This is a genomic window from Roseateles sp. (assembly GCF_046300915.1).
Classification (GTDB): Bacteria; Pseudomonadota; Gammaproteobacteria; order Burkholderiales; family Burkholderiaceae_C; genus Kinneretia.
In genome coordinates, this window is sequence record NZ_JBKCLH010000180.1 from 14,955 (window position 1) to 29,275 (window position 14,321).

15 protein-coding genes and 1 tRNA gene are annotated in these 14,321 nt (G+C 63.9%); all 16 read right to left on the reverse strand.

Features of this window, described 5'->3' with window-relative positions:
• Positions 1-16: 16 nt before the first annotated feature.
• Complete coding sequence (nuoL, locus tag ACK5F2_RS13500) at positions 17-2,068, reverse strand: NADH-quinone oxidoreductase subunit L (RefSeq protein ID WP_409865400.1); 2,052 nt, start codon at positions 2,066-2,068, stop codon at positions 17-19.
• A 19-nt stretch (positions 2,069-2,087) separates the two neighbouring features.
• Positions 2,088-2,399, reverse strand: a complete 312-nt coding sequence (nuoK, locus tag ACK5F2_RS13505) for an NADH-quinone oxidoreductase subunit NuoK (RefSeq protein WP_133603651.1) — start codon at positions 2,397-2,399, stop codon at positions 2,088-2,090.
• Position 2,400: 1 nt separating this feature from the next.
• Positions 2,401-3,045: an NADH-quinone oxidoreductase subunit J gene (locus ACK5F2_RS13510; RefSeq protein ID WP_409865402.1), complete on the reverse strand. Its 645-nt coding sequence runs from the start codon at positions 3,043-3,045 to the stop codon at positions 2,401-2,403.
• Positions 3,046-3,097: 52 nt separating this feature from the next.
• Positions 3,098-3,583: an NADH-quinone oxidoreductase subunit NuoI gene (nuoI, locus tag ACK5F2_RS13515; protein ID WP_409865404.1), complete on the reverse strand. Its 486-nt coding sequence runs from the start codon at positions 3,581-3,583 to the stop codon at positions 3,098-3,100.
• A 5-nt stretch (positions 3,584-3,588) separates the two neighbouring features.
• Positions 3,589-4,686, reverse strand: coding sequence for an NADH-quinone oxidoreductase subunit NuoH (nuoH, locus tag ACK5F2_RS13520; RefSeq protein WP_409865406.1), 1,098 nt, complete (start codon positions 4,684-4,686; stop codon positions 3,589-3,591).
• Between the two features lie 19 nt (positions 4,687-4,705).
• Positions 4,706-7,039 carry an NADH-quinone oxidoreductase subunit NuoG gene (nuoG, locus tag ACK5F2_RS13525; RefSeq protein ID WP_409865408.1) on the reverse strand — a complete coding sequence of 778 codons (2,334 nt, stop codon included), beginning with the start codon at positions 7,037-7,039 and terminating at the stop codon, positions 4,706-4,708.
• Positions 7,040-7,056: 17 nt separating this feature from the next.
• Positions 7,057-8,412, reverse strand: coding sequence for an NADH-quinone oxidoreductase subunit NuoF (gene nuoF, locus ACK5F2_RS13530; RefSeq protein ID WP_409865410.1), 1,356 nt, complete (start codon positions 8,410-8,412; stop codon positions 7,057-7,059).
• A gap of 12 nt (positions 8,413-8,424) precedes the next feature.
• Positions 8,425-8,946, reverse strand: coding sequence for an NADH-quinone oxidoreductase subunit NuoE (gene nuoE / locus ACK5F2_RS13535; RefSeq protein WP_409865412.1), 522 nt, complete (start codon positions 8,944-8,946; stop codon positions 8,425-8,427).
• An 8-nt stretch (positions 8,947-8,954) separates the two neighbouring features.
• Positions 8,955-10,208 carry an NADH-quinone oxidoreductase subunit D gene (locus ACK5F2_RS13540; RefSeq protein ID WP_409865415.1) on the reverse strand — a complete coding sequence of 418 codons (1,254 nt, stop codon included), beginning with the start codon at positions 10,206-10,208 and terminating at the stop codon, positions 8,955-8,957.
• Positions 10,209-10,211: 3 nt separating this feature from the next.
• Positions 10,212-10,817 (reverse strand): NADH-quinone oxidoreductase subunit C, encoded by a 606-nt coding sequence (locus tag ACK5F2_RS13545; protein WP_409865416.1) that lies wholly within the window; start codon positions 10,815-10,817, stop codon positions 10,212-10,214.
• 6 nt (positions 10,818-10,823) lie between these two features.
• The gene (locus ACK5F2_RS13550) at positions 10,824-11,300 is read right to left on the reverse strand and encodes a NuoB/complex I 20 kDa subunit family protein (RefSeq protein ID WP_046113908.1); all 477 of its coding nucleotides are present in this window, start codon (positions 11,298-11,300) and stop codon (positions 10,824-10,826) included.
• Between the two features lie 98 nt (positions 11,301-11,398).
• Complete coding sequence (locus tag ACK5F2_RS13555) at positions 11,399-11,758, reverse strand: NADH-quinone oxidoreductase subunit A (RefSeq protein ID WP_133603659.1); 360 nt, start codon at positions 11,756-11,758, stop codon at positions 11,399-11,401.
• A 203-nt stretch (positions 11,759-11,961) separates the two neighbouring features.
• Positions 11,962-12,046: transfer RNA gene (locus ACK5F2_RS13560), tRNA-Leu, on the reverse strand.
• A 152-nt stretch (positions 12,047-12,198) separates the two neighbouring features.
• The gene (gene secG, locus ACK5F2_RS13565; RefSeq protein WP_409865417.1) at positions 12,199-12,573 is read right to left on the reverse strand and encodes a preprotein translocase subunit SecG; all 375 of its coding nucleotides are present in this window, start codon (positions 12,571-12,573) and stop codon (positions 12,199-12,201) included.
• Between the two features lie 42 nt (positions 12,574-12,615).
• On the reverse strand, positions 12,616-13,356 hold the full coding sequence (gene tpiA / locus ACK5F2_RS13570) for a triose-phosphate isomerase (RefSeq protein ID WP_409865420.1): 741 nt from the start codon (positions 13,354-13,356) through the stop codon (positions 12,616-12,618).
• A gap of 32 nt (positions 13,357-13,388) precedes the next feature.
• Positions 13,389-14,321, reverse strand: a 933-nt coding sequence (locus ACK5F2_RS13575) for an NAD(P)H-quinone oxidoreductase (protein ID WP_409865422.1), incomplete at its 5' end; no start/stop codon positions are given.

Below are 14,321 nucleotides of genomic sequence, written 5' to 3' on the forward strand. Positions count from 1 at the left end.
GTTCTCCGCCCTCGCCTCAGAAGCCCGCCAGGGCCTTGAATTGGGGCCCGATGTAAGGCCAGAGCTTCCAGGTCATCAGGCCGATCACGCCCAGGATCATGACAAGCGCATACCAGTAGAGGTGGCCGGTCTGAACGCGACGAACCAGGCCGGCGATGCCGCCGATGCCACGAGCCGAGCCGTTGATCAGCACGCCGTCAATGACGCCCTGGTCACCCACCTTCCAGGCGGCCAGACCCAGACCACGCGCGAGACGGGCCAGGATGTTCTCGTTGATCCAGTCCATGAAGTACTTGTTCTCCAGGACCACGACCAGGGGGCGCAGCACCTTGGCCAGGGTGGCCGGAATGCTGGGAGCCACCATATAGAACACGTAGGCGGTGACGACACCAGCCACGGCCAGCCAGAAGGGCAAGGTCTGCAGGCCGTGCAGCGCCATGGCGGTCGCGCCATGGAACATTTCGCGCAGCGCGCCCATCGCGCCATGCGCCTCATGGTTGACGTGGATGGCGTCCTTGAAGAAGTCGCCGAACAGCATGGGCTGAATGGCCAGGAAACCGATCACCACCGAAGGGATTGCAAGCAGCACCAGGGGCGCGGTCACCACCCAGGGCGACTCATGCGGCGTGTGGTCGTGATCACCGTGGTGATCGTCGTGATCGTCATGCTCGCCCGGGAAGGGCTTGTGCCGGAAGTTCTCCTTGCCGTGGAAGACCAGGAAGTACATCCGGAAGCTGTAGAAGGCGGTCACAAAGACGCCCGCCACCACGGCGAACATGGCAAAGCCCGCGCCCGGCAGCTTGCTGGCTTCGACCGCCAGGATGATCGAGTCCTTGGAATAGAAGCCCGCGAAGAAGGGCGTACCGATCAGGGCCAGCGAACCCAGCAGCGAGGTGATCCAGGTGATGGGCATGTACTTGCGCAGGCCGCCCATATTGCGGATGTCCTGGTCATGGTGCATGCCGATGATCACCGAGCCCGCGCCCAAGAACAGCAGGGCCTTGAAGAAGGCGTGCGTCATCAGGTGGAACACGGCCACCGAGTAGGCCGACACACCCAGGGCCACGGTCATATAGCCCAGCTGCGACAGTGTCGAGTAGGCGACCACGCGCTTGATGTCGTTCTGGATGATGCCCATGAAGCCCATAAACAGGGCCGTGATGGCGCCGATGACCAGCACGAAATTCAGTGCAGTGTCGGACAGCTCGAACAGCGGGCTGAAACGGGCGACCATGAAGATGCCGGCCGTCACCATGGTGGCGGCGTGGATCAGGGCCGAGATCGGGGTCGGGCCTTCCATGGAGTCCGGCAGCCACACATGCAGCGGGAACTGGGCCGACTTGCCCATGGCACCGATGAACAGGCAGATGCAAGCCACCGTCAGCATCATCCAATCGCTGCCCCACAGAGGCATGTTGAACTTGATCTGCGAAAGCTCACCAGCCTTGGCAAAGGTCTCGGTGTAGTTCAGCGAACCGCCATAGGCCACCAGCAGGCCGATGCCCAGAATGAAGCCGAAGTCACCCACCCGGTTGACCAGGAAGGCCTTCATGTTCGCAAAGATGGCCGTCGGCTTGGTGTACCAGAAGCCGATCAGCAGATAGGACACCAGGCCCACCGCTTCCCAGCCGAAGAACAGCTGCAGCATGTTGTTGCTCATCACGAGCATCAGCATGGAGAAGGTGAACAGCGAGATGTAGCTGAAGAAGCGCTGGTAGCCCGGGTCCTCTTCCATGTAGCCGATGGTGTAGATGTGCACCATCAGCGACACGAAGGTCACCACCACCATCATCATGGCGGTCAGGCCATCGACCAAGAAGCCGATCTCCATCTTGAGGCCGCCCAGCACCATCCACTCGTAAATGGTCTGATTGAAGCGGGCACCATCCAGGGCCACCGACTTCAGGGTCATGACCGAGATGATGAAGGCGATCAGCACGCCCAGGATGGTGACGGTGTGAGCTCCGCGGCGGCCCACCTGTTTGCCGAACAGGCCGGCCACGATGGCGCCGACCAGCGGGGCCAGGGGCACCGCCAGCAGCATGTTCTGAGAAAGTGTTGCAGACATCTTGATGCGTCCTGTTCCTTTAGCCCTTCAGCGTGTCCAGCTCTTCCACATTGATCGTGGCGCGGTTGCGGAACAGCACGACCAGGATGGCAAGGCCGATGGCCGATTCGGCGGCCGCCACGGTCAGGATGAAGAACACGAAGACCTGACCCGCCATATCACCCAGATAGTGGGAGAAGGCCACGAAGTTCAGGTTGACCGCCAGCAGCATCAGCTCAATGGCCATCAGCAGCACGATCAGGTTCTTGCGGTTCAGGAAGATGCCGATCACCGACAGCGCGAACAGGATCGCGCCCAGCGTGAGGAAATGTCCCAGGGTCAGCGCAGCCATCTCAAGCGCCTCCTTGCGTGTTGTTCTCGGCGGCCGCGGCGGCCGGCGTGTCGATGCTGGGCTGCACCTTGACGATTTTCAGGCGGTCGGCCTTCTTGACCTTGACCTGCTCGGCCGGATCCTGGTAGCGCGAGTCCTTGCGGCGGCGCAGTGTCAGGGCGATGGCGGCAATGATGGCCACCAGCAGCAGCACAGCGGCCACCTGAAGCGGGTAGAGATAGTGGGTATAGATCTCGATGCCCAGCAGCTTGGTATTGCCCATCTTCACGGCCTCGGCCGAGAGCTCGGGCGCCTGCGAGACCTGGAAGCCACCCATCAGGATGACCGCCATCTCCAGCGCGATCAGGGCGCCGACCAGGCCAGCCAGGGGCAGATGCTTCCAGAAGCCCTCGCGCACCTTGTCGGAGTTGATGTCCAGCATCATCACGACGAAGAGGAACAGCACCATGACGGCGCCGATATACACCAGCACCAGGGTGATGGCGAGGAACTCGGCCTTGAGCAACATCCAGATGCAGGATGCGTTGAAGAAGGCCAGGATCAGGAACAGGGCCGAATGCACGGTGCTGCGCGCCGTGATCACACGGAACGAGGCGCCGAGCAGGACGGCCGAGAAAACGTAGAAGAGCGCGGTGATGGTGTCCATGCGGTTCCAGCAAGCTCACACGAAGATCGGCCCGGATGACCGGGCCGGGGCTTCAGCGGTACTTGGCGTCGGCCTCCTTGTTGGCTGCGATCTGCGTCTCGTAGCGGTCGCCGACGGCCAGCAGCATGTCCTTGGTGAAGTAGAGGTCGCCCCGCTTCTCACCGTGATATTCGAAGATGTCGGTCTCGACAATGGAGTCGACCGGGCAGCTCTCTTCGCAGAAGCCGCAGAAGATGCACTTGGTCAGGTCGATGTCGTAACGCGTGGTGCGGCGCGAGCCGTCGGCGCGCACGTCCGATTCGATGGTGATGGCCATCGCCGGGCACACCGCCTCGCAGAGCTTGCAGGCAATGCAGCGCTCTTCGCCGTTGTCATAACGGCGCAGCGCATGCAGACCACGGAAGCGCGGCGACAGCGGGGTCTTTTCCTCGGGGAACTGGACCGTGATGTTGCGCGACAGGAAATGCCGGCCGGTCAGGGCCATGCCCTTGAACAGCTCGGTGAGCATGAAGCTCTTGAAGAAATGGCTGACGCTCATGCCAATCACTTCCAGATATTGAAGGGAGACTGAATCCACAGTCCGACCACGACCAGCCAGACCAGGGTCACGGGAATGAAGATCTTCCAGCCCAGACGCATGATCTGGTCATAGCGGAAGCGCGGGAAGGTGGCCCGGACCCACAGGAACATCGTCACCACGACGAAGGTCTTGGCAAATAGCCAGAACCAGTTCCAGAAGGCCATGGTGTTCTGGATGAAGGCCGGCGTCTCCATGCCCAGCACGCTCCAGGAGATCGGGGCACTCCAGCCACCCAGGAACATCACCACCGCCAGGGCCGACACCAGGATCATGTTGGCGTACTCGGCCAAGAAGAACATGGCGAAGGACATGCCAGAGTACTCGATCATGTGACCGGCCACGATTTCCGATTCACCTTCCACCACGTCGAAGGGGTGGCGGTTGGTTTCGGCCAGGCCGGCGATGAAGTACACGACGAATACGGGCAGCAGCGGCAGCCAGTTCCAGGACAGGAAGTTCAGACCCATCGCGGCGAAGGTGCCCTTCTCCTGCGAAGTGACGATCTCCGTCATGTTCATGCTGCCGGTGACCATCAGCACGACCACCAGGGCAAAGCCCATGGAGATTTCGTAGGACACCATCTGCGCCGAGGCGCGCAGCGCGCCCAGGAAGGCGTACTTCGAGTTGGAGGCCCAGCCGGCGATGATCACGCCATAGACCTCCAGCGAGGTAATGGCCATCAGGAACAGCAGACCGGCGTTGACATTGGCCACGGCCACGTCGGGGCCGAAGGGCACCACGGCCCAGGCGGCCAGGGCCGGCATGATGGTCATGATGGGGCCCAGGAAGAACAGGCCCCGGTTCGCCGCCGTCGGGACGATGATCTCCTTGAAGATCAGCTTGACCGCATCGGCGATGGGCGTCAGCAGACCGTAGGGTCCGACGCGGTTCGGGCCCGGTCGGATCTGCGACCAGCCGATGGCCTTGCGCTCCCACAGCGTGAGATAGGCCACGCAGCCCAGCAGCGGCAGGATCACCGCAACGATCTTCAGCAGGCTCCAGACCAGGGGCCAGAGGCCACCCAGCAGCGAGGCGCCGGAGGTGTAGAGGGTTTCGATCATGGTGTTGTCGCTCGCGTCCTCAGGCCTTGCTCACATTCAGGGCGCCGAACAGCGCGCCCAGGGCGGAGGTCTCGGCCACGCCGGCCGGCACGCGCACCACATGGGCGGGCAAGCCTGCTTCCAGCTTGGCATTCAGCTCGGCAGCGCCGGCACCTTCCTGGGTGATGCGCACACGGGCGCCCTGCTCCGGCAGGCCCAGCTGGTCCCACAGGGCCTGGGGCAGACCGGCCACGGCGGCCTGGCGGCCGTCATTGCTCAGCTGCAGGGAGCTGGCATGGCGCACCAGATTGTCGGCCGCATAGATGGGCACCGAGCCCAGACGCTCCAGACCGGCGGCCGGAGCTGCGATCTGCACGGCAGCGCCGCTGACGTTGGACAGACGGGCAGAGAGGTCCGCGAAGTCGGCACCCAGGGCCTCGCCACGGACCTGCTCCGAGCTCTCCTGGGCGAAGCCTTCCAGGCCCAGCAGATTGCCCAGCACGCGCAGGATCTTCCAGCCCGGACGGGTCTCGCCCAGGGCCTTGACCACGCCGACGAAGCTCTGAGCGCGACCTTCGGCATTGACGAAGGTACCCGAGGTCTCGGTGAAGGGCGCCGTCGGCAGCAGCACGTCGGCGTACTCCAGACCGGTTTTGAAGGGGCTCATCACCACCACCATCTCGGCGGCAGCCAGTGCCTTGGCCGCTGCGGCGGCATTGGCGCTGTCCAGCACCGGGTCGGTGTTGAGCAGCAGCACGGCCTTGAGGCTCTCACCGCCCAGCATCTGGCCGGCGTTCAGGCCACCGGCCTGAGGCTGTGCACCCACCAGCTGGGCACCCACGGTGTTGGCGGCTTCGCTCAGATAACCAACGCTGGCGCCGGTCTGGGCGCCGATCCAGTTGGCCAGGGCCAGCAGGCTGGCGGCCTGCGGATGCTGCGCGGCGGCATTGCCCAGCAGCACGGCCTTCTTATGACCCGAGAGCAGTGCCGCGGCAATGGCCTTGGCCTCCTCGCTGGCGGTGCCGGCAGCCGGAGCGGCGGCGCCGGTGCTGGCGGCCACGGCGGCGGCCACATCGGCCAGGCTCTGCACCCAGGCGCTGGGAGCGGCTGCCACGCGGGCGGCCACAGGCATCAGCCACTCTTCCTGGCTCGCGCCCAGGGCCACGATCTTGGCGCCACGGCGGGCGGCCTGACGCAGGCGCTGGGCAAACAGCGGGTGATCCTTGCGCAGCTGCGAGCCGATGACGAAAGCACGGTCCAGCTCGGACAGCGAGGCGATGCTGGTGCCCAGCCACAGGGCCTTGCCGGCCTCGGCCACATTGCCGAAATCGGCCTGACGCAGGCGGTGGTCCACGTTCTGGCTGCCCAGGCCGCGCACCAGCTTGGCCAGCAGGTGCAGTTCTTCCACGGTGCTGTGGGCCGAGCCCAGCGCACCGATGGCAGCGGCGCCATGGTCGTTCTTGATGCTCTTCAGGCCGGTGGCGACGTATTCCAGCGCGGTGGTCCAATCCACCGCTTTCCAGGCGCCACCCTGCTTGATCATGGGCTGCTGGACGCGGGCATCGCTGTTCAGGGCCTCGTAGGAGAAGCGGTCGCGGTCGGCGATCCAGCACTCGTTGACGGCCTCGTTCTCCAACGGCACGACGCGCATCACCTGGTTGCCCTTGACCTGGACGACCAGGTTGGCACCGGTGGAGTCATGCGGCGAGACGCTCTTGCGGCGCGACAGTTCCCAGGTGCGGGCGCTGTAGCGGAAGGGCTTGCTGGTCAAGGCGCCAACCGGGCACACATCGATCATATTGCCCGAGAGCTCGGAGTCGATGCTGCGGCCGACGAAGGTCTGGATCTCGCTGAACTCGCCGCGGTGGGCCATGCCCAGTTCCATCTGGCCAGCGATTTCCTGGCCGAAACGTACGCAACGGGTGCAATGGATGCAACGGCTCATCTCCTCCATGGAGATCAGCGGGCCCACGTTCTTGTGGAAGACCACGCGCTTCTCTTCCGAGTAGCGGCTCTTGCTGCCCCCGTAGCCCACGGCCAAGTCCTGCAGCTGGCACTCGCCACCCTGGTCGCAGATCGGGCAATCGAGGGGGTGGTTGATGAGCAGAAACTCCATCACGCCCTGCTGGGCCTTAATGGCTTTCTCGCTCTTCGTGCGCACGATCATGCCCTGGGTCACGGGCGTGGCGCAGGCCGGCATGGGCTTGGGCGCCTTCTCCACGTCAACCAGACACATGCGGCAGTTGGCCGCAATCGAGAGCTTCTTGTGGTAGCAGAAATGCGGGATGTAGGTGCCGGCCTTCTCGGCAGCATGCATGACCATGCTGCCTTCCTTGACCTCTACCTTCTTGCCGTCGAGTTCGATTTCAACCATGTTCTGTCCTGGCTCGCTCAGGCCGCCTTGGCAGCGCTGCGCTGCTGCGCCTGTTCGATCATCTGCACAAACTCGTGCTTGAAGTGCTTGATCATTGCCCGCACCGGCATGGCCGCCGCGTCACCCAGGGCGCAGATGGTGCGGCCCTGGATGTTGTCGGCCACGGAGTTCAGCAGGTCGAGGTCCTCGGCCCTGCCCTGCCCGTTGGCAATGCGCTCAATCACGCGGTGCATCCAGCCCGTGCCTTCGCGGCAAGGCGTGCACTGGCCGCAGCTCTCGTGGGCGTAGAAGTACGACAGACGCAACAGGCTGTTGACCATGCAGCGCGAATCGTCCATCACGATCACCGCGCCCGAGCCCAGCATGGAGCCGGCCTTGGCGATGGAGTCGTAGTCCATGGTGCACTGCATCATGATATCCGCAGGCAGCACCGGGGCGGAGGAACCACCAGGGATCACCGCCTTGAGCTTGCGGCCAGTGCGCACGCCACCAGCGAGCTCCAGCAGCTTCTCGAAAGGCGTGCCCAGGGGCACCTCGTAGTTGCCGGGCTTGTTCACATCGCCGGACACGGAGAACAGCTTGGTGCCACCATTGTTGGGCTTGCCGATCTCGAGATAGGGCTGGCCACCGTGGCGGATGATCCAGGGCACCGCCGCGAAAGTCTCGGTGTTGTTGATCGTGGTGGGCCGGCCATACAGGCCGAAGCTGGCCGGGAACGGTGGCTTGAAACGCGGCTGACCCTTCTTGCCTTCGAGCGACTCCAGCAGCGCAGTTTCCTCGCCGCAGATATAGGCACCGAAGCCGTGGAAGGCGTGCAACTGGAAGCTGAAGTCCGAGCCCAGGATCTTGTCGCCCAGGAAGCCAGCGGCACGCGCTTCTTCCAGTGCGGCCTCGAAGCGCTCGTAGACCTCGAAGATCTCGCCGTGGATGTAGTTGTAGCCCACGGTGATACCCATCGCGAAGGCCGCGATGGCCATGCCCTCGATCACGATGTGCGGGTTGTGCATCAGGATCTCGCGATCCTTGCAGGTGCCCGGCTCGCCCTCGTCCGAGTTGCAGACCAGGTACTTCTGACCCGGGAACTGGCGGGGCATGAAGCTCCACTTCAGACCGGTGGGGAAACCAGCGCCGCCGCGGCCGCGCAGGCCCGAAGTCTTGACCTCGGCGATCACCTGGTCCGGCGTCAGCGGCGCGCCATCGGCCGTGCCCTCGCCCTTGAGGATCTTTCTCAGGGCCTGGTAGCCACCGCGCGCGATGTAGTCCTGGATGCCCCAGTTCTTGCCATCCAGACCGGCATAGATCTGCGGACTGATATGACGGTCATGGAAACAGGTCTCGGCACCGGTGGCCTGGAATTTGGAAAGATCCAGCATGCTCCCCATCCCTCAGTTCTTGCCGGCGGCGGCGTGCGCACGCAGCGTGTCGACCAGCTCATCCAGACGCTGCTCGCTCATGAAGCTGCACATCTGGCGATCGTTGACCAGCATCACCGGCGCGTCGGCGCAGGCGCCCAGGCACTCGCTCTTCTGCACGGTGAACAGGCCGTCTGCGGTCGTGCCACCCTGCTCCACCCCGAGCTTGCGGCACAGATGGTCCAGAGCAGTCTGGCCATCGCGCAGCTGGCAGGGCAGATTGGCGCAGACGTTGAGCTTGAACTTGCCCACCGGTTGCTGGTTGTACATGTTGTAGAAGGTCGTGACCTCGTACACCGCGATGGCGGGCATGCCCAGATAGTCGGCGATCACGTCTTCCGCGGCGCGCGAGACATAGCCCATCTCCTGCTGCACGATGGTCAGGCAGGCCATCACGGCAGACTGCTTGTGCTCGGCCGGATACTTGGCGACCTCGCGGTCAAAGCGGGCCCGCGTGGACTCGCTCAACACATATTCGTTATTGCTGCTGCTCATCGCTGCGCTTACCGGTCAATTTCGCCGAACACAATGTCCATGGTGCCGATCACGGCCACGGCATCGGCAATCATGTGGCCACGGGCCATCTCATCCAGGGCGGCCAGGTGGGCAAAGCCCGGGGCACGGATCTTCAGACGATAGGGCTTGTTGGCGCCGTCGCTGACGATGTAGATGCCGAACTCACCCTTGGGGTGCTCGACGGCGGCATAGGCCTCGCCCTCGGGCACGCGGAAGCCCTCGGTGAAGAGCTTGAAGTGGTGGATCAGCTCTTCCATGCTCGACTTCATGTCGACACGGCCGGGGGGCGCCACCTTGTGGTTGTCGGTGATGACCGGGCCCGGGTTGGCCTTGAGCCACTTGACGCACTGTTCGACGATGCGGCAGCTCTGGCGCATTTCCTCGACGCGCACCACATAGCGGTCATAGGTGTCACCGTTGGTACCCACCGGGATGTCGAAGTCCATCTTGGCGTAGACATCGTAGGGCTGGCTCTTGCGCAGATCCCAGGGGATGCCCGAGCCGCGCAGCATGGCGCCGGTAAAGCCCATGTTCAGCGCCCGCTCCGGCGAGACCACGCCGATGCCCACGGTACGCTGCTTCCAAATGCGGTTGTCCGTCAGCAGGGTTTCGTAATCGTCGACATTCTTGGGGAAGCGGCGGCAGAAATCCTCGATGAAGTCCAGCAACGAGCCCTGACGGTTCTCGTTGAGCTGGGCAATCGCCTTGGCATTCTTGATCTTGCTGACCTTGTACTGCGGCATGCTGTCCGGCAGGTCGCGGTAGACGCCGCCCGGACGGAAGTAGGCCGCATGCATGCGCGCACCCGAGACGGCTTCGTACATGTCGAAGATGTCCTCGCGCTCGCGGAAGCAGTAGATCAGGATGTTCATCGCACCGCAGTCCAGACCATGGCAGCCGAGCCACAGCAGGTGGTTCAGGATGCGGGTCAGCTCGGCGAACATCACGCGGATGTACTGGGCGCGCTCGGGCACCTCGATGCCCAGCATCTTCTCGATGGCCAGGCAGTAGGCATGCTCATTGGCCATCATCGACACATAGTCGAGGCGGTCCATATAGGGCAGCGACTGGATATAAGTCTTGCTCTCGGCCAGCTTCTCGGTAGCGCGGTGCAGCAGGCCGATATGCGGGTCGGCGCGCTGGATGACTTCACCGTCCAGCTCCAGCACCAGACGCAGCACGCCGTGTGCCGCCGGGTGCTGAGGCCCGAAGTTCAGGGTGTAGTTCTTGATGTCGGCCATGGTTTACAGCCCGCCGTAGTTGTCTTCGCGAATGACGCGCGGCGTGATCTCGCGCGGCTCGATGGTCACCGGCTGGTAGATCACGCGCTTTTGCTCGGCGTCATAGCGCATTTCCACATGACCCGAGACCGGGAAGTCCTTGCGCATCGGGTGGCCGATGAAGCCATAGTCCGTCAGGATGCGACGCAGATCTTCATGACCCTCGAAGATGATGCCGTACATGTCGAAGGCTTCGCGCTCGAACCAGTTAGCCGAATTCCAAACCGGGTTGACCGAGGCCACCTGGGGCAGGTCATCCTCGGCCGCGAACACCTTCAGGCGCAGGCGCCAGTTCTTGCTGACGGACAGCAGATGCGAAGCAACCGCAAAACGCGGCCCCTCGGCCACGGCGCTGGCGCCATTGCCGTAGTCGCTGTAGTCCAGACCGCAGAGGTCGATCAGCTGCTCGAACTTGAGCTCGGCGTGATCACGCAGGGTGCGAGCCACGTCCAGGTAATGCTCGGGGCGCACACGCAGGGTCAGCTCACCCAGCTCGCGCTTGAGTTCCAGGATCTTGTCGCCAAGGACGGCTTGGAGTGCCGCCTGCAGGGTGTCGAGTTTGGTGCTCATGGGTGCTCAGCGGGCGATGGTGTTCTCACGGCGGATCTTGGCCTGCAACTGCAGGATGCCGTAGAGCAGCGCCTCGGCCGTGGGCGGGCAGCCCGGCACATAGACGTCCACCGGCACGATGCGGTCGCAGCCCCGCACCACCGAATAGCTGTAGTGGTAGTAGCCGCCGCCATTCGCACAGGAGCCCATGGAGAGCACCCAGCGCGGCTCGGCCATCTGGTCGTAGACCTTGCGCAGGGCCGGCGCCATCTTGTTGCACAAGGTGCCGGCCACGATCATCAGATCGGACTGACGCGGACTCGGACGGAACAGCATGCCAAAGCGGTCGATGTCATAGCGCGCCGCACCGGCGTGCATCATCTCCACCGCACAGCAGGCCAGACCGAAGGTCATCGGCCACAGAGAACCGGTCTTGGACCAGTTGATCAGCTTGTCGACCGAGGTGGTGACGAAGCCTTCCTTCAAAACGCCTTCAATGCCCATGGCAAGAATCCCAAATTGCCGAGGCGGCCAAGGCCGCCCCATTTGCAGCCACCTTGCCAGGCAGGGCGGCCGACGCGCTTATCCGAGGGGAAGCGAACTCACTCCCAGTCCAGAGCACCCTTCTTCCATTCGTAGGCGAAACCCACGACCAGAATACCCAGGAAAATCATCATCGCCCAGAAACCTGCCGCGCCGATATCGCGCAACGCCACCGCCCAGGGGAAGAGGAAGGCGATTTCCAAGTCGAACAGGATAAACAGAATGGCCACGAGGTAATAGCGCACATCGAATTTCATGCGCGCGTCTTCAAAGGCCTCGAAGCCGCATTCATAGGGAGAGTTCTTGGCCGCGTCAGGGCGACGCGGGCCCAGCAGAGCGCCGAGCAACTGAGGCGCCACTCCAACACCCGCGCCGACAAGAATGAAAAGGATGACGGGCAGGTACTGTTCCAGATTCATGGCGAAAAACTCAGTTATCGAGAATGAATCGCATTTGGCTTTCGCCAAAAGCTACGGGCGCGCCGCCAGCAATGATAGATTGCTTACGGACCGCGCCCGCTCTGTCCCCAGCAAGCCGACCTTTCGGTCAGCATTACTTCGGGGCGCATCGGTCGATCATCCACCCCATGGGCGCGAATGCCGCTATCGGCCGATTATTGTTTTGGTGCCGTCGGCGAGACTCGAACTCGCACAGCTTTCGCCACTACCCCCTCAAGATAGCGTGTCTACCAATTTCACCACGACGGCTTGTTTTGCTTGCTGTCTGTTCGCTTGAGGTTTGCTTCCCAGACAGCCTCGCATTCTATACCGAAATTCCCTAGGACTTAGAGAGAAACGGCAGAAATTTGCAGCTCGGCAGGCACGAAACGCAACACTGCCGTGCCACAGCCCGCGCCACCTTACTTGGAAGCGGCCGGCGCAGGCGCAGCGATGGGCGCAGGCACCACAGCAGCAGGAACGGCGGCAGCGCCGGAACTGGCAGCGCTAGCCGGTGCAGCACGATCCAGCACGCTTTCGCCAGCCGGCGCCGTGCTGCGCTGGTTGGCCATAAAGGCCAGGGCCAGGGTGCAGACGAAGAAGATGGTGGCGCAGACAGCCGTGCTGCGCGACAGGAAGTTGGCGCTGCCGGTGGCGCCGAAGAGGCTGCCCGAGGAACCGCCACCAAAGGAGGCCCCCATATCGGCACCCTTGCCATGCTGGACCAGCACCAGGCCGATCATGACCAAGGCCGTCAGCAGTTGCAGCACCAACACCAGATTCATCAGAACTTGCATCTCAAAATACTCCAGTAACTCTTGTCAGATTGGGCCGAACACTCAGCCTGCGGCCCGGCAGATGGCCGCAAAATCGGCCGCCTTGAGGGCAGCACCGCCGATCAAACCCCCATCGATGTCCGCTTGAGCAAACAGCTGCGCTGCGTTATCGGGCTTGACGCTGCCGCCATAAAGAATGCGCATGGCGTCCGCTTTCTTGCTGGCCGCCTGAAGCTGCTGGCGCAGCACATGATGCACGGCCTGAGCCTGCTCGGGCGTAGCCGTGAGGCCCGTGCCGATGGCCCAGACGGGCTCATACGCCACCACGATCTCGCCGATGCAGTGCGTCAGCGTGTGGATCACGACCGCCAGCTGGCGCTTGACCACCTCCTCGGTGCGGCCGGCTTCGCGCTCGGCCAGGGTCTCACCCACGCAGACTATGGGCGTCACGCCGTGAGCCAGAGCCGCCTTGGCCTTGTCGGCCACCAGCTGGTCACCTTCATGGTGGTAGGCACGGCGCTCCGAGTGACCCACGATCACATAGCGGCAGCCAATGTCCTGCAGCATGGCCGAGGACACCTCGCCCGTGTAGGCGCCCTGCTCGTGCGCCGAGCAGTCCTGCGCCCCGAAGGCGATGGCCGTGCCGGTCAGAGCCAGCGCGGTCTCGCTGATGTAGGGGAAAGGCACGCAGACCGCCACATCGGCACTCCAGGGCCCCGCCTCCTTCAAACCGGCCAGCAGCACCGCGTTGGCGGCGCGGCTGCCATGCATCTTCCAGTTGCCAACAACAAGCTTCTTGCGCATTGCGTCGCCCTCTTCTTCTCTCTTGTCTTCGCTTACCAGCTCAGCACGATCTTGCCGACATGCTCACCCGACTCCATCAGCGTGTGCGCCTGGGCCGCCTCGGCGGCCGGCAGCTCGCGGTAGATGACGGGAGCGATGCGACGCTGCTCAAGCAAGGGCCAGACCCGCTCGCGCAGTGCGCGAGCGATGCCGGCCTTGAACGCCAGCGAACGCGGTCGCAGAGTGGAGCCGGTAAGGGTCAGACGGCGACGCAAGACCTGGCCCGCATCGAACTCTGCCTTCACCCCACCCTGAACAGCGATGATCACCACCCGGCCATCATCAGCCAAGCACTGCACATTGCGTGCGACATAGTCGCCCGCCACCATGTCCAGGATCACGTCCACGCCGCGGCCGCCAGTGGCAGCCTTGGCTTCGGCCACGAAGTCCTGTTCACGGTAGTTGATCGCCACATCCGCCCCCAGGCGCACGCAGGCCGCGGCCTTCTCGGCCGTGCCCACGGTCACCAGCACGCGCGAGCCCAGGGCCTTGGCCAACTGGACCGCGGTGACGCCGATGCCACTGCTGCCGCCATGCACCAGCAGGCTTTCGCCCGGCTGCAGCGCGGCGCGCTCGAAGACATTGCTCCACACGGTGAAGAAAGTCTCCGGCAGGCTGGCAGCCTCGGCCATGGTCCAGCCCGCGGGCACCGGCAGGCACTGGCCCACGGGCGCCACGCAGCGCTCGGCATAGCCACCGCCGGCCACCAGGGCGCAGACGGCATCACCCGGCTGCAGGCCCGCGGCCGCCAGGGCCGCGGCGTCGCCACCGATGATGCGCCCCGCCACCTCAAGGCCCGGCAGATCGCTGGCACCGGCGGGCGGCGGGTAAGCACCCTTGCGCTGCAGCACATCGGGGCGGTTGATGCCATAGGCCTCAACCGCGATCAGACACTCACCGACCCCGGCGACGGGGTCGGTGAGTGT